The 14,927-nt window shown below is 57.6% G+C and carries 17 protein-coding genes; 8 read left to right on the forward strand and 9 right to left on the reverse strand.

All coding sequences use genetic code 11. The annotated features are described in order from the left end of the window. Positions 1 to 27: 27 nt before the first annotated feature. Complete coding sequence (locus tag ACR0MI_RS03510) at positions 28 to 939, reverse strand: nucleoside hydrolase (RefSeq protein WP_170616818.1); 912 nt, start codon at positions 937 to 939, stop codon at positions 28 to 30. Between the two features lie 174 nt (positions 940 to 1,113). Here ACR0MI_RS03510 and ACR0MI_RS03515 point away from each other — a divergent pair, with 174 nt between their 5' ends. From ACR0MI_RS03515 to ACR0MI_RS03525, 3 genes are all read left to right on the forward strand, one after another. Beyond that, the gene (locus ACR0MI_RS03515; RefSeq protein ID WP_170616816.1) at positions 1,114 to 2,004 is read left to right on the forward strand and encodes an SPFH domain-containing protein; all 891 of its coding nucleotides are present in this window, start codon (positions 1,114 to 1,116) and stop codon (positions 2,002 to 2,004) included. Continuing rightward, positions 2,004 to 2,282: an NfeD family protein gene (locus ACR0MI_RS03520; protein ID WP_170616814.1), complete on the forward strand. Its 279-nt coding sequence runs from the start codon at positions 2,004 to 2,006 to the stop codon at positions 2,280 to 2,282. Before ACR0MI_RS03515 ends, ACR0MI_RS03520 begins: the two co-directional genes overlap by 1 nt. 95 nt (positions 2,283 to 2,377) lie before the next feature. Further along, positions 2,378 to 2,740 carry an SUF system Fe-S cluster assembly protein gene (locus ACR0MI_RS03525; RefSeq protein WP_170616812.1) on the forward strand — a complete coding sequence of 121 codons (363 nt, stop codon included), beginning with the start codon at positions 2,378 to 2,380 and terminating at the stop codon, positions 2,738 to 2,740. A gap of 236 nt (positions 2,741 to 2,976) precedes the next feature. Here ACR0MI_RS03525 and ACR0MI_RS03530 read toward each other — a convergent pair whose 3' ends face one another. Then, the gene (locus ACR0MI_RS03530) at positions 2,977 to 3,315 is read right to left on the reverse strand and encodes a hypothetical protein (protein ID WP_170806265.1); all 339 of its coding nucleotides are present in this window, start codon (positions 3,313 to 3,315) and stop codon (positions 2,977 to 2,979) included. 213 nt (positions 3,316 to 3,528) lie between these two features. Between ACR0MI_RS03530 and ACR0MI_RS03535 the strand changes: the two genes are divergently transcribed. Both ACR0MI_RS03535 and tpiA read left to right on the forward strand, forming a co-directional pair. Beyond that, positions 3,529 to 3,894 carry a HesB/IscA family protein gene (locus ACR0MI_RS03535; RefSeq protein WP_170616808.1) on the forward strand — a complete coding sequence of 122 codons (366 nt, stop codon included), beginning with the start codon at positions 3,529 to 3,531 and terminating at the stop codon, positions 3,892 to 3,894. Between the two features lie 196 nt (positions 3,895 to 4,090). Next, positions 4,091 to 4,840 (forward strand): triose-phosphate isomerase, encoded by a 750-nt coding sequence (tpiA, locus tag ACR0MI_RS03540; protein ID WP_170616806.1) that lies wholly within the window; start codon positions 4,091 to 4,093, stop codon positions 4,838 to 4,840. Here tpiA and ACR0MI_RS03545 read toward each other — a convergent pair whose 3' ends face one another. The 6 genes from ACR0MI_RS03545 to ACR0MI_RS03570 form a co-directional block, all read right to left on the reverse strand. Beyond that, complete coding sequence (locus ACR0MI_RS03545; protein ID WP_170616804.1) at positions 4,841 to 5,152, reverse strand: DMT family transporter; 312 nt, start codon at positions 5,150 to 5,152, stop codon at positions 4,841 to 4,843. 153 nt (positions 5,153 to 5,305) lie between these two features. Continuing rightward, positions 5,306 to 6,682 (reverse strand): TRAP transporter large permease, encoded by a 1,377-nt coding sequence (locus tag ACR0MI_RS03550; RefSeq protein ID WP_170616801.1) that lies wholly within the window; start codon positions 6,680 to 6,682, stop codon positions 5,306 to 5,308. After that, positions 6,682 to 7,359: a TRAP transporter small permease gene (locus tag ACR0MI_RS03555; protein WP_170616799.1), complete on the reverse strand. Its 678-nt coding sequence runs from the start codon at positions 7,357 to 7,359 to the stop codon at positions 6,682 to 6,684. Before ACR0MI_RS03555 ends, ACR0MI_RS03550 begins: the two co-directional genes overlap by 1 nt. Positions 7,360 to 7,471: 112 nt before the next feature. Next, the gene (locus ACR0MI_RS03560) at positions 7,472 to 8,473 is read right to left on the reverse strand and encodes a DctP family TRAP transporter solute-binding subunit (RefSeq protein WP_170616796.1); all 1,002 of its coding nucleotides are present in this window, start codon (positions 8,471 to 8,473) and stop codon (positions 7,472 to 7,474) included. A gap of 371 nt (positions 8,474 to 8,844) precedes the next feature. Continuing rightward, the gene (locus ACR0MI_RS03565; RefSeq protein ID WP_170616794.1) at positions 8,845 to 10,074 is read right to left on the reverse strand and encodes a sigma-54-dependent transcriptional regulator; all 1,230 of its coding nucleotides are present in this window, start codon (positions 10,072 to 10,074) and stop codon (positions 8,845 to 8,847) included. Next, a complete protein-coding gene (locus ACR0MI_RS03570) occupies positions 10,071 to 11,804 on the reverse strand; it encodes an ATP-binding protein (protein WP_170816532.1) in 1,734 nt (577 codons plus the stop codon). Before ACR0MI_RS03570 ends, ACR0MI_RS03565 begins: the two co-directional genes overlap by 4 nt. 47 nt (positions 11,805 to 11,851) lie before the next feature. Between ACR0MI_RS03570 and ACR0MI_RS03575 the strand changes: the two genes are divergently transcribed. Beyond that, positions 11,852 to 13,027, forward strand: a complete 1,176-nt coding sequence (locus ACR0MI_RS03575; RefSeq protein ID WP_480853635.1) for a cytochrome P450 — start codon at positions 11,852 to 11,854, stop codon at positions 13,025 to 13,027. Positions 13,028 to 13,182: 155 nt separating this feature from the next. Here the strand turns inward: ACR0MI_RS03575 and ACR0MI_RS03580 are convergent, their stop codons facing one another. Continuing rightward, entirely contained in the window at positions 13,183 to 13,662 is a 480-nt protein-coding gene (locus ACR0MI_RS03580; RefSeq protein ID WP_170616790.1) for an Lrp/AsnC family transcriptional regulator, read from the reverse strand. 144 nt (positions 13,663 to 13,806) lie between these two features. On the opposite strand from ACR0MI_RS03580, the gene cobA reads away from it, so the two are divergent. Both cobA and ACR0MI_RS03590 read left to right on the forward strand, forming a co-directional pair. After that, positions 13,807 to 14,583 carry a uroporphyrinogen-III C-methyltransferase gene (gene cobA, locus ACR0MI_RS03585; protein ID WP_170616788.1) on the forward strand — a complete coding sequence of 259 codons (777 nt, stop codon included), beginning with the start codon at positions 13,807 to 13,809 and terminating at the stop codon, positions 14,581 to 14,583. Then, positions 14,583 to 14,897 carry a DUF2849 domain-containing protein gene (locus tag ACR0MI_RS03590; protein WP_170616786.1) on the forward strand — a complete coding sequence of 105 codons (315 nt, stop codon included), beginning with the start codon at positions 14,583 to 14,585 and terminating at the stop codon, positions 14,895 to 14,897. The genes cobA and ACR0MI_RS03590 overlap by 1 nt, the downstream gene beginning before the upstream one ends. The last annotated feature ends 30 nt before the right edge of the window (positions 14,898 to 14,927 follow it).

The following is a 14,927-nucleotide window of genomic DNA, read 5'->3' on the forward strand; positions in this document are numbered from 1 at the left end:
CCTGATCCGCCTGCCCTTTGCAACCCGTCAGGGCAAAGTGACAACGCGCTCCGTGAACAACGCCACAACGCCTTCGCCGTCGACATCCCTGCAAACGCGAACTGCGGGACGCGAGGGATCCGGCCGCGTGGCACCGTTTTCCTCCCCACCGACGATCACGCGCAGGCCTGTCTGGACCGTGTCGAACATCGGTTCGTGAGAGCATGCAATTACGGCGGTCGAGTCGTGCAACCCGCATCCTTCCAGCCCACCGACTTCCTTATAGAACTTGAGGTAGAACTTTGAAATGTCGCGCAAAAAAGCGCCCATGTCTGTTGACTTTTCGGCCAGCGCATCGAAGTCCGCGCCCCGGTACAAGGTCTTCAGCGTGACGTCCAATCCAACCAGAACCGTATTCGGGGGGGCCGCAAAAACGAAATCCGCTGCTCGGGCATCGTGGTAAATGTTGGCTTCTGCGTGGGCGGTAATGTTTCCGGGGCAATACACGGCGCCCCCCATGATCACCAGCCGACCCAGATTTTGGGAAAACTCCGGGTCCAAGCGCATCGCATCGGCGATGTTGGTCAACGGACCAACCGCACAAACGACCAGTTCGCCTTTGTGTTCGCGTGCCATTTCGACCAGAAATTCTGCCGCTGGCAGGGGATGGTTTTCACCGATCTGCGGGATCTCCGTCAGGTCTCCGAACCCTTCCGGCCCGTGGACATGTTCGGACGGCACATGTGCGTCCGTCTCAAGCGGAAAGGCTGCGCCTTCCGCGACTGCAGCATCAAGGCCGAGTTTGTGCAGCAAAAACCGCGCATTACGGCTGGATTGATGCACATGCGTGTTTCCGAAAATGGTCGTCAGACCAATCAGGTCAATTTCCGGCGCGGCGGCGGCGTAGGCAATAGCCATCGCATCGTCGATTCCCGGATCAGTGTCGATAATCAGTTTCATATGCGCCCGATACCGCAATCATGGCGGGATGCAAAGCGGACACATCTGTTGTTTTCCCTCGAACTTCGACGCCTTCACTGGTTTGCATCCGAGTCCAATCTGTCCATACCAGAGTTGAAATCGGGCGACTCAACCCCCAAGTGTATACCATAGTACACAATAAAGAGGACAGAAATGACCGAAGATCAAATCATCGGATTGCTTTCATCGAACATCATTTACCTGCTGGCGGCGGCCCTAATCGTAATCGTCATCCTGAAGGGCATTAAGATCGTCCCGCAATCCGAAAAGTTCGTGATTGAACGCTTCGGTCGGCTGCACTCGGTTTTGGGGCCCGGAATCAATTTTATCGTTCCTTTCCTGGATGTTGCGCGCCACAAGATATCCATTCTTGAACGTCAGCTTCCAAACGCGACGCAGGATGCGATCACCAAGGATAACGTTCTGGTCCAGATCGATACATCGGTGTTCTACCGCATTCTTGAGCCTGAAAAGACAGTCTACCGAATCCGTGATGTCGACGGTGCGATTGCGACCACGGTGGCAGGTATCGTGCGCGCTGAAATCGGTAAAATGGATCTGGATGAAGTACAGTCGAACCGCGCCCAGTTGATCTCCCAAATCCAGGAAAGTGTCGAAACAGCCGTCGATGACTGGGGGATCGAAGTGACCCGCGCCGAAATTCTGGACGTTAATTTGGACCAAGCGACCCGTGACGCCATGCTGCAGCAGCTGAATGCCGAACGCGCGCGCCGGGCTCAGGTAACCGAAGCCGAAGGCATGAAACGCGCTGTTGAACTGCAGGCAGATGCCGAACTTTATGCGGCGGAACAAACCGCCAAGGCCCGGCGTATTCAAGCCGAAGCCGAGGCTTATGCGACCGGTGTCGTTGCCAAGGCAATTCAGGACAACGGTATCGAGGCCGCTCAATATCAGGTCGCTCTGAAACAGGTCGAATCGCTTAACGCATTGGGCAACGGGACCGGAAAACAGACGATCGTCGTGCCGGCAAACGCCCTTGAGGCTTTCGGTGATGCGTTCAAGATGCTGAAAGGAGCAAAATGATGGCAGATCCCTTCTGGCTGACCTGGTGGATCTGGATGGCCGCCGCATTGGCCTTGGGAATCCTTGAAATCGTGCTGCCGGGTTTCATCTTTCTTGGCTTTGCCATCGGTGCCGCAATCACGGGTATCCTGCTGATTTTGCCGGGGCTTACACCCTCGCTGCCGATACTGTTGCTGATCTTCGCGGTGTTGTCGCTGGTGTCCTGGCTGGTTCTTCGGCGCATATTCGCGCTGCCTCATGGTCAGGTCAAAACGTTCAACCACGATATCAATGACTGAACGGGGGTGGCGCCCAAGGCGGGCGCCATTGCCGCACTGGACGCTGGTCCGGCCTTTCCCTATATATTTTCTCAGGTAACAAACCCGAGGCAATAATGACGCATCCCAGTGAACAGTTTGAGGGCACGCCGCTGATTGCCCCTTCGACCATCGAACACCCCTTGTACGAGGCCGTGGTCGAGGCATGCCGAACGGTTTATGATCCTGAAATTCCAGTGAATATCTATGATCTCGGGCTAATCTACACAATCGAGATTGCCGAGGACAATGCAGTCAAAGTCATCATGACCCTGACCGCACCGGGCTGCCCCGTCGCCGGAGACATGCCGGGCTGGATCGTTGAAGCCGTTGAGCCTGTTGCCGGCATCAAGGAAGTCGACGTTGAACTGACCTGGGAGCCACCCTGGGGAATGGAAATGATGTCTGACGAAGCCCGACTGGAACTCGGATTTATGTGACCAGAGAATTATCTTCAAAAAACAATCTGTTGTCCTCAAAAAGTCATCCAACTGTTACACAGCTGTAGCAAATCTTTCATACACCTGCGCAACAAATCGGTGTGTCGACGAAATAGTGCATTCCATTTGTCGCTCGCACGGGCTGCTGGATCGCCTGCCCTCCTTGAAATCTCCGGCCCGAATATTGGACCGCTCTTGCCCGAGGGCGGTCCAGAACGTTCAGGGTAAACTGCAATTTACTGATTGCCGCAGGTCGATTTGATCTCTGCTGCCCTATCGTCCAATTGCTTGACGTAATCTCCGGACAGCATTTGCAGTCTTTTGCCTTCGGTGCCGGTAACCAGTCCAAGCAATGCGCCCGCAGGCGTAATTGCCGCCACACTTTCCAACTGCTTGTCTTCGGCATGCTTCTTTTCTGAGGCAATCGCGCGCAGATCGCCTTCAGCGGTTGCGCAATTGACAGGGTGTCTGGGCCCGTCCGACGCAGCCCACGCAGTGCCAGCCAAAACGGCAAAACTCAGCCCCAACAGCGCCAGCGGCGCATTTGATTTCAGATATTTTGACCGCACTGCCATATTTGCAAACCTCGTGATTGTTGTTGCACCAAAGGACGGATATCTGTTGCCCCTCCGGATCAGGCTAATCCGGCCAGCGGCGCTGGTGCAAGGCGACCGGTGCCCGCAAACCGGCTGTTTCAAAGTAAATCTTCGCATTCATAGGCCGCGCTCACTTGAGCCCGGTGATCGAAAGCCCTAAATTAGTGTCAACGCGACGACGGAGATCCCCTGATGTTTGGCATTCCTGGCAAACAGGCTGTAACCATGACGCCCAAGGCGGCCGAGCAGATTGCTCGTCTGATGGCCTCGGCCGGACATGCCGGGCTGCGCATTGGCGTGAAAAAAGGCGGATGCGCCGGCATGGAATATACCATGGACTATGTGGATCAGGCGGACCCTAACGACGAAGTTGTCGAACAGGACGGTGCACGGGTCATGATTGCACCCATGGCGCAAATGTTTCTGTTCGGGACCGAGATCGACTACGAGGTCACTCTGTTGGAGTCCGGCTTCAAGTTCCGCAATCCAAATGTTGTTGATGCATGCGGCTGCGGCGAGTCGATCAAGTTCGACGAGGCGCTGACTGAACAGCGATAAGGCGTCTGTGCGTCGCATCAACATTCTCCCCAAGGTTCCCGGGTTTCCGGCCACCTATTGAACAGGTGTGCCGTATGTATTGGCGCAGACGGAATTTCCGGCGTTTGACCGTCCAGCACCCCTTGCGCGGAATTGTCAGGTGGGGCGTAGGGTGCTATCCGAAAATGAAATGATGTCAAAATGAAGAGGTGCAGGGATGCGGCGCAAGTTGGCGGCTGGAAACTGGAAAATGAACGGAACCAGCGAAGCGCTGGGCGAGCTTGAGGTGCTGGCCAGCACCCACCCTGCCCCAACTGTCGATATTCTGATCTGCCCTCCGGCCACACTGGTTCACCGCGCCGCGCAGGCGACGCAGGGAACCGGCATTACTATCGGCGGCCAAGATTGCCACGCGGCCCCGAACGGCGCCCACACCGGCGATATCAGCGCCGACATGCTGGTCGACGCTGGCGCAACGACCGTCATTCTGGGGCATTCGGAACGACGCGAGGATCATTCCGAACAGAATGAGGACATTCGTGCCAAAGCCCGCGTCGCGATGGACGCCGGTCTTAAGACCGTTATCTGCGTTGGTGAAAGTCTGGAACAACGCGAAGCCGCCAATACGCTTGATATTATTGGCGGCCAGATGTCGGGGTCCATTCCGGATCAGTCGACCGGTGAGAACCTCATCGTCGCATACGAGCCGATCTGGGCCATCGGAACCGGAAAAGTTCCCACGCTCAACGAGATCGGAGAGGTCCACGACTTTATCCGCGCGCGTCTGGAGCGCCGCTTTGGCGAAGGTGTGGGGCGCTCGGTCCGGTTGCTTTATGGCGGTTCGGTAAAGCCCAGCAACGCAGCAGATATTTTCGCCGTCTCCAATGTCGATGGTGCGCTGGTTGGCGGCGCAAGCCTGAAAGCCGCAGATTTCTCGGGGATCATCGAAGCGCTGGAAAACGCCTGATCAGGCAAGCTTCATCGTGATCATCCCCGCCACGATCAAAACCGCCGCGCAAATGCGCGTGGCGGTTACCGCTTCGCCCAGAAACAGGATACCGACCAGAAACGCGCCAACGGCGCCAATCCCTGTCCAGACGACATAAGCTGTGCCCAATGGCAGCGTGCGCATTGCCAGCGCAAGCAGGGCGAACGATCCCAACATCGACACGCCCATAATCGCGGTGGGCCAAAACCGGGTAAAGCCGGCCGATTGCTTCATGGCAAAGGCCCAGACGATTTCAAGCAGTCCGGCAGTTAACAGAATGATCCAGGGCATATGAGAGACCTCGTTTTGCCCGGGCCGTCCCGGAGAATTTCCCATTTTGGGGAGGTCGTCCTCTGAGTGGCAGATAGTCACTCAATTCTGTTCTTCAAGACAAAACCGGGCGGATCGCGCCGCCCGATTTTTGCGTTGTCATGTAGACGCTGTCTAATTGGTCACGATTTCGGGCCCCATGAAGGTATTGGGCAGGAAGGTCGACAACCACGGAATGTACGTCACCATGATGAGGAAGACGAACAGCACCGCAAGGAACGGCAGCGCGGCCTTCACAACGCCCATCATCGGCATCCCCGCAACACCCGAGGTCACGAACAGGTTCAGGCCGACCGGTGGCGTGATCATTCCAATCTCCATGTTCACCACCATGATGATGCCCAGGTGGATCGGATCGATGCCCAGTTCGATGGCAATCGGGAACACCAGCGGCGCAACGATGACGAGCAGGCCCGAGGGTTCCATGAATTGACCACCGATCAGTAGGATCACGTTGACCACAATCAAAAACGTAACCGGTCCCAGGCCTGCCGACAGCATTGCGCTGGCGATATGCTGCGGCACCTGTTCGTCGGTCAACACATGTTTCAGGATCAGTGCGTTGGCAATCACGAACAATAGTGTGACGGTCAGCTTTCCAGCCTCGAACAGCGTGTGCTTTGTATCCGGGTGAAAGAGCGCCGTGACCAGTGCATAGGGTTTCTTCAACAGTGAGATATTCTGCGCGTCACCCTCGCTGCTTAGCGGTCCCATGTCCTTGTAGACGAAGCAGGCGATCAGGAACGCATAAACCGCGGCCACCGCTGCAGCTTCGGTCGGCGTGAAGATGCCGCCGTAAATGCCGCCCAGGATGATCACGATCAGGAACAGGCCCCAACCAGCTTCACGCGCTGATGCGAATATCTCGCCCCAGCCTTTCCAGTCGCCCTTAGGCAGGTTCTTGACCTTCGCCATCACATAGATTGCGACCATCAGCATCAAACCGGCCAACAGGCCCGGAATGACGCCTGCCAGGAACATGCGGCCGACCGAAACCTCGACTGCCGCTGCATAAACCACCATGACGATAGAAGGCGGGATCAGGATACCCAGGGTTCCTGCGTTGCAGATCACACCGGCCGCAAATTCTTTGGAATATCCAACCTGTCGCATTCCAGCGATAACGATCGAACCGATGGCGACCACCGTTGCAGGGGATGACCCCGACAAGGCTGCAAACAACATACAGGCAAAAACGCCCGCAATCGCCAGCCCGCCGGGCAAATGGCCCACACAGGCAATCGAAAAGCGAATGATCCGGCGTGCCACGCCCCCTGTCGTCATGAAGGACGACGCCAGGATAAAGAACGGGATCGCGAGCAGAGTGAAGTGCCCCTCGAACGCCTCAAACAGCGTACCAGCAACCGAAGCGAGCGAACTGTCGGAATAGATCAGCAGGAACAGAGTAGAGCTGAGGCCAAGTGCAACCGCGATCGGAACGCCGATCAGCAGCAGGCCAATGACCATCGAGAAAAGAAGAACTACATCCATCAGTCATGCTCTCCTTGCTGAGCCCGGACTTCTTCGATCTCGTCCTCGACTTCGTGGCTGGCGACCAGACGATCGGTTTCACCGCGCCAGATTTGCACTGCGACTTGCGAAAAGCGGATCACCAGCAGCAGCATGGAAACTGGCAACACCAGATACGGCACCACCTTGGGAAGCTTCTCGTATTCCTCGCCATAGTTGATGAGGCCCTCAAGAAAGCGCAGCGGCGCGACCATGGGAATATCGTCAACCTCGTAGAAACTCTGGCTGCGCGCTCCGGTATCGAACCCTGTCGGGAACCAGCGTCCGGATGTGGGTGGCAGGTCGGCAAACACCGCCCAATAGTCATACGACCCTTTCAGCAGCAGCAGCGAAAACACCAGACAGCACGCTACGGCGATCAGCGCCAGTATGCGGCGCGGCGCCGGGGCCAGCATATTCAGGATGGCGTCGACCCCCAGATGCGCGTGCTTCTTCACCGCATAAGATGCGCCAAGCAACACCAGCCAGCCAAACATGAACACTGTCAGTTCAAGCGCCCACAATATGTTCGAATTAAAGAAGAAACGCGCGATCACATTTGCAAATGTAACGGCCGTCATCAGGCCCAGGAGCAACGCAATCATGGTTTCTTCGATATGGTCGACCAGCCCGCCATGGCCGGATTTCGCACCAGACATCTATCTGTCCCCACATTTTTATTGTTGAGAAGGATTGGGGCGGGCCTTTTCGGCCCGCCCGGCCTGCGCGTCGATAACTCCCCAGTCCCCTGACGCGCGGCCTTGACCGGGATCAGAACCCGGCGTTGATTGCCTGAGCGGCGTCGATCTTTTCCTGACCTACGTCATCAGCGAACTTGTCCCAAACGGGCTTCATTGCATCGACCCAGGCCTGACGTTGTTCAGGGTTCAGTTCGCGAATAATTCCACCGGCGTCCGTGATTGAGGCTTTGGCCGCTTCGTTCACGGCAAAGGCTTCCTTGTTCCGGGTCTCGGTCACTTCGCTCAGAATGGTCAGGAACTGATCACGCACTTCCGGCTCGAGGCTGTCCAGCCAGTCGACCGACGTCACCACCAGATAATCGATGATACCGTGGTTGGTTTCGGTGATGCCGTCCTGCACCTCGAAGAACTTCTTGCCGTAGATGTTCGACCAGGTGTTCTCCTGTCCGTCCACAACGCCCTGCTGCAGCGCGCCGTAAACTTCCGAGAATGCCATCTTCTGCGGGCTGCCACCGATGGCTTCCATCTGCGCAACCAGAACGTCCGAAGACTGAACCCGGAACTTCAGGCCATCCGCATCAGATGGGTCAACCAGCGGTTTGTTCGCCGACATCTGCTTCATGCCATTGTGCCAGAAGGCCAGACCCTGCAGGCCGCGGCGCTGCATACTGTCTTTCATCGCCTGACCGTCCGCCGAGGCCTGGAAGGCATCCACGGCGTCGATATTCTTGAACATGAACGGCAGGTCGAACAGGCGGAACTGTTTGGTGAACTTTTCGAACTTCGATAGCGACGGCGCGGCCAATTGAACGTCGCCCTGCAACATCGCCTCAAGAACCTTGTCGTCATTGTAGAGCGTTGAGTTCGGATAGACCTCCACGCACATGACGCCCTGCATCTCGTCGTTGACGCGTTGTTCCAGCAGCGAAGCAGCGATACCTTTCGGATGCTTGTCGGTGTTGGTCACGTGTGCAAACTTAACGACAATTTCGCCATCTTCGCACGCCGCCATCCCGGCAGTAGCCGTCACAGTCAGCGCAAGTGCGGTTGCAGCTGTTGTCAGGATTTTCATCTGTATTGTCCTCCCAGACTTCCTAGAACCCTTCATCGGGCACTCTTCCAGCGCCCCATGACGCGAAGTGAACCGAATCAAATCTCTTCTCACAACTTTTTGTTTCATAGCTGTTCTTTTGATATTCTATTGTTTTTTATTAGATACTTATATGAACTGAATACCTGAAACTTCAGGTTCTCCAAGAAGCCATGTGCGGAAATCCGCACAGACGTTTGGCGCACTGTGCGGATTTCCGCACTACAGCGACTCACGAGTTCCGAATCAAACACCCGGAGATTCGCACCGGTAGCAGCTCCCTTGGGGGGGGATACTCCGCCAAGCGCGCATAACCGTAGAATTTTTAGGTGAAGCTGGGCCGCACGGCCGCGTCACCGCCGATAGTCTTCCGGGCGGATGCCGTAGCGTGCCAGTTTGTCGTAAAACGTCTTTCGCGGCAGCTTCAGTGCACGCGCCGCTTCCGTGGCCTTCCCGTTATGCCGACCCAAGGCGGTTATCAGCAGCGAACGTTCGACACGCGCCATCTGCTCGCTCAGCCCCAGATCAGCAGCCTGCGCCACATCTTCGGGCATTCCCAGAACAAATCGCATCGCAGCGGACATCAGCGACCGCGCATTGCCCGGCCAGTCGCTGGCCATCAAGGACGCCAGATGTTCCGAGGTGATCTCGGGCGCGGCAATCCCCGCCTGCTCAGCGGCCTGCGCGACATAGTGGCGAAAGATCACCGGAATATCCTCGGGACGCTCTGCCAGCGACGGGATGCGCACCCTCATGACGTCAAGGCGATAGAACAGATCCGCATGAAAGCGGCCCTGCGAAGACAATGCCGACAGGTCCGCTGTGGTGCCCGCCAGAATGCGGACCCCGGCGCCCTGCTCGACAATCTCAAGCGCGGCGTACTGCGTGGCCTCGGGCATGGCCGACACTTCATCCAGAAACAGCGAGCCACCAGCGGCGTCATGACAGACCTGCACCAGCTCCGCCGCGGTCAGACCCGAGGATGGCCGCTTGACAAAGGGCCCCTGCGCCTGCGGCGACATCATATGGACCACTTCGGCAACCTTGGATATTCCACTTCCAGCCGGCCCGGTTACCAGAACCTCGGCGTTGGTCGGGGCTACGGTGCGGACACGTTCGCGCAGAGCTTCGGCCTGCTGGGACAGTCCGAACAACAATCGGGCGGCGGGATCGCCCCGCTCCAATTCGCGTTTTAGCGCGCGCTGTTCCAGAACCTGCGCACGGGCTTCAATGGCCCTCTTAAGAACCGCCAGAAGGTCGGTAGCGGCACAGGGTTTTTCAAGGAAATCGAAAGCACCCTGCCCCATGGCCTGCACCGCCATCGGAATGTCGCCCTCTCCGGTCAGAAGTATGACCGGCAGATCGGGGTCGATTTCATGCGCGTAATTCAGCAGATGAAACCCGTCTCGCCCCGGCATGCGGATGTCCGAGATGATGACACCGGGAAATTCGGCCTGGATATGGTCCTTCGCGGCCACAAATGACCCTGCTGGAATCGGAGCGTAATCGGCCAGTTCCAGCGTCTGCGCCAGGGCGTCCCGAACCGCCGCATCGTCGTCAACCAGTAGGACTTTGTGCATCATGCGGCCTTGTCATCCTCGTAATAATCCAGCTCGACAGTAAAACACGCGCCACTCTGCGAATTGTAACCCCGAATGTCGCCGCCGAAACTCTGAACCAGCCCATAAGAAATCGACAGGCCCAGCCCCATCCCCTCGGACGAACCAACGGCCTTGGTCGAATAGAAGGGTTCAAACAGCTTTTCGGGATCCTCGATTCCCGGACCGTTGTCGCGCACGGTGACGGATACTCGCGCATCGGTGTCGATCCATATGCGAATATATCGATCGTCCTGTTCGATCATGGCATCTGCGGCGTTGTTGATGAGGTTGACGAAAACCTGAACAAGCCGAACCTCACCACCCCAGGCGAAGACCGGTTCAACATCGGGCTGCCAATCCACTGTGACCCCTTCAGCGTGCAACCGTGCCGAGGTCAGTTCGACGGCTGTATTGATGACTTGAACAAGATCCACCTTTCCCATCGGTTCGCTTTCATTTCTGGCGAAGGCGCGCAGGTTCTTGATGATACGGGCCATACGCGCCGCCATTTCTGAAATACGCCCCAGGTTTTCGCGGGCCTTTTCACTCCGACCGCGCTCCATGAACGCGGCGCCATTATCCGCAAACTGCTGAATGGCCATAAGCGGCTGGTTCAACTCGTGGCTGATACCGGCTGACATTTGCCCCAACGCGCTCAGCTTTCCGGCCTGCACCAGATCAGATTGCGCGCGCTTCAGTGCGGCTTCCGCTTCCATCCGCTCGGACACTTCGCGCCGCAAGGCCAGGTTTGCATCCGTCAGATCACGGGTCCGCCGCGCGACTTTGCTTTCCAGAACAGTGTTTGCCTCGGCCAATGTGCGCCTGCGCTCAGTTGCCAGAAAAAGTAACGCCCCAAAGGCCAGACAGATTGCGGCAACTGCGGCGGCCTGTAATCCCGCCAAGCGCCGGGCCGGTGCTACGTCCACCAGCACCTCGGCCGTCATATCGATAACCGGCAGGTCAAGCGTCAGGTGCAGCGCGTGACGGGGCAAATAACGCCCCCAGTTCAGCGTCCACAATTCATGCCCGGCGACCCGGGTCGAGCTGAAATCGACCGTGCCGCCATCCGGCGGTGAAAGCCCTTGTTGTCCCTCTGCGCGCCGCCAGAACAGAAGATCGGACCTGTTCGAGATGAAGACAACGCCTTCCGCATCCACGAAGAATACCGCTTCGGTGCTGCCGCGCCAGGTTTGCTCAACATCCTGCACGTCCGCGACAACCATCAAAGCACCCTCAACCTGCCCCGACGGTCCAAAGGTCGGAGCCGCATAGGAATAAATCCGATCACCGCTTTCCGGCAGGGCCCCATGGGCACTTCCCATGGCCCCCTGCATGGCGCGCTCAAAAGCAGGATATCCGGCCATGTCGGGCTGCCTTACCGGCTGGGCCGCGACCAGAACCTGCCCGTTGGAATCCAAATACATCATGTTCACTGCAGCAGTCTTGTCGGACACATCCAGCAGCAGGGACCGGGCCGCCAGCCTGTCTGCCGGGGTTTCTAACTCGTGCAGGGCTGGATGATCGGCCATCAGGACCGCGAGTTCCTGATACACCTGCATCTGCGTGCTCAGCCGGTCTGCTGCAAGTTCAAGATCTGCCTCGGCCTTTTCGCTCAGTTGCGACAGGGCTTGACGATAGGCGTAGGACCAGACCCCGGCAGACAACAGTCCGACGACAAACAGAAATCCAAGGATCACCCAGACTCGATACATGACATAGGGTCTTGCATTCGACGCGCCTCATGGCAAGTCTGCGCCGCATGAAGACGATTTTTCAATCGCCGGTCGAGCCCGGCTTCGTGCAGAACCCCTACCCATTCTATGACGAGGCGCGCCAGTACGGCGACCTTGTGTATTGGGGTGACTACAACAAAGTGGCCGCTGTTTCTTATCGCGCTGTGCAGGCCCTGCTGAAGGATCGGAGGTTTGGCCGAGAGGTTCCGGCAGAATTGCAAGAACCCGGGCCAGCCCATCTGGCGCCGTGGTTGAATGTCGAAGCGCATTCCTTGCTTGAAGCTGAACCTCCACGGCACACGCGGCTGCGCGCCCTCGTCATGCGCGCCTTCACCACACGTTCAATCGCGTCCCTGGCGCCTTCGATCGAGCAGCTTTGCCACACCCTGATGGACCGGTTCCCCGCGACAGAGTTCGACCTTCTGTACGCCTATTGCACTCAGGTACCGGTCATTACGATCTGCCGACTTCTGGGCGTCTCCGAGGACATTTCACCACAGTTGCTGCGATGGTCGCATAACATGGTCGCGATGTATCAGGCCAGCCGGAATCACCAGACCGAGGACAACGCGGCCAGGGCCGCACAGGAATTTACCGATTTTCTGACCCGCTATATCGAACAGCGCCGCAGCGATCCCCGCGACGATCTGATCACGCGCCTGATTGCGGCCGAAGAGGACGGAGAAAAACTGTCCCGCGACGAACTGGTTGCCACTTGCATCCTGTTGCTGAACGCCGGGCACGAGGCCACGGTTCACTCCCTGGGGAACGGGGTGAAAACCCTGTTGCAAACCGGATTCCGTCCACTTGCGCCCGACGATAACGATGCCGCCGTTGAAGAAATTCTGCGATATGATCCCCCACTGCACATGTTCACGCGTTATGCCTATGAGGATGTGGAGATCTTTGATCACCGCTTCAGCCGTGGCGATGAGGTTGCGCTGTTGCTGGGTGCCGCAAACCGCGACCCCGCGGTCTGGAATGCACCGAACACCTTCGATCCAACCCGGCCCATTGTCACAAACACCAGTTTCGGCGGCGGCCTGCACTTTTGCGTCGGCGCCCCGCTGGCCCGTCTCGAGATGCGCATCGCACTGCAGGTGTTGTTTCAGCGGGTGCCAGAATTACGACTGTCGGCACAGCCGGAGTATTCGAACAGCTATCACTTTCATGGGCTTACCCGGCTGCTTGTTCACGTCTGAGTTCCAGAACATGCTGACTGAATAGCGCATAATGCGCTATCGCTCCGGCGGGAATATTTATAGCCAGATGAAATCCGGATCCTTTATTCATCTGGCCCCAAATATCCCGGGGGAGACGCGCGGCAGCGCGGCGGGGGCAGCGCCCCCCCACTTCGTTAACCAACTACCAACGCACCCAGCGGCAGCATCGTCGTCGATTTGATCTCTTCCATCGACAAAAGAGCCGTGACGTTGTGCACCCGCACTTCCGAGATCAGGGTCTGATAAAAATCGTCATAGGCGCGGGCATTTCTGACGCGTACCTTGAGGATGTAGTCGATGTCCCCAGCAAGGCGGTGCGCCTCCTGCACTTCTGGACGGTCCCGCAGCGCCTTTAGGAACTTTCGCTGCCACTCGGCCTCATGTTCGGAAGTTCGGATCAGAACAAAGAACGTCGCCTCGAACCCCAGTGCCTCGGCATCCAGCAACACTGTCTGTTGACCAATGACCCCTGCGCTTTTGAGTTTTCGGATTCGGTTCCAGACCGGTGTCTTGGAACTGCCGACCCTTGCAGCGATTTCATCCAGTGACTGACTGGCGTCGCGTTGCAGCTCAACCAGAATTTTCCGATCCGTATCATCAATCCGCACCGACATTCCAATTTCCTTCCATTTCCGGAACCCGCGTCCCAAAGCCCATCCTATTTGGAACGTATGTTCTTATTTGTTCGCCCATATGGCGTTATTTCGGGAATATTTCCTATATTGAGGGTCAAGTCAAACACAGGTCGAGATCCTCAGATGCGGCAATCGCACACATATACGGATACAGGGCACGTCGATTTCGTCGGCGCAGGTCCGGGTGATCCGGAATTGCTGACGCTTAAGGCGCTGAACGCGTTTGAGCGTGCGGATATCGTTCTGCATGACCGCCTGATCAGCCCCGAAATTCTGGCGCTGGCCGGCAAGACCGCTGAACTGGTCGATGTTGGCAAGGCCGGCTTTGGACCTTCATGGAAACAGGAAGACATCGACGCATTGTTGGTGGACTACGCACTGAAGGGTCAGCGCGTGGTCCGCCTGAAGTCGGGGGACCCAACTGTATTCGGACGTCTGGATGAAGAAATCGAAGCGGTCGAGGCTGCAGGTGTTTCCTGGCAGATCATTCCCGGCATCACTGCCGCCTCTGCGGCTGTTGCTGGCATCGGTCAAAGCCTGACGCGTCGTGGTCGCAATTCCTCGGTGCGATTCCTGACGGGTCACGACATGAAGGGTTTTGCCGATCACGACTGGAATGCACTGGCGCGTCCCGGTTCCGTGGCTGCAATCTATATGGGCAAGAAATCCGCCCGTTTCATTCAGGGCCGTCTGATCATGCACGGTGCTGACCGCGCAACCCCTGTCACCATCGTCGAAAACGCGTCGCGCCCAGGCCAAAGGGTGCTGTCCACGACGCTGGACCAATTGCCCACCGATCTGCATGCCGCCGCAATGGACGGCCCCGCACTGACCTTTTATGGCCTCGCACCGCGCCGTGCAGCCGAGGCCCTGACCGAATTCAACAAGGAGCTTGCCTGATGGCCCGCGCTTTTACACCCAAAGTGGTTACAGCCAACGACCTGCTGGAAGGAGACGTCATTTATCTGACTGAAGACGATCGCTGGTCACGCGATCTGTCCGAGGCTGAACTGATTACTGACGAAGCTCACGCACAGGTGCGTCTGCTGGATGCCGCACGTCAGGCGAATACCATCGTTGGCGCCTATCTGGCCGACGTGGTCGCTGGCGAACGCGGCCCCAAGCCCACTCATTTTCGGGAAGACTTCCGCCGGACTGGTCCGTCCAACTATGCCCACGGCAAACAGGAAACTTCCCCGCAGCCCCGGGCCTGACCTCTGGCCCCTCACTCTCCCCTACAAGGC

It is taken from the genome of Ruegeria sp. D4 (genome assembly GCF_056534475.1).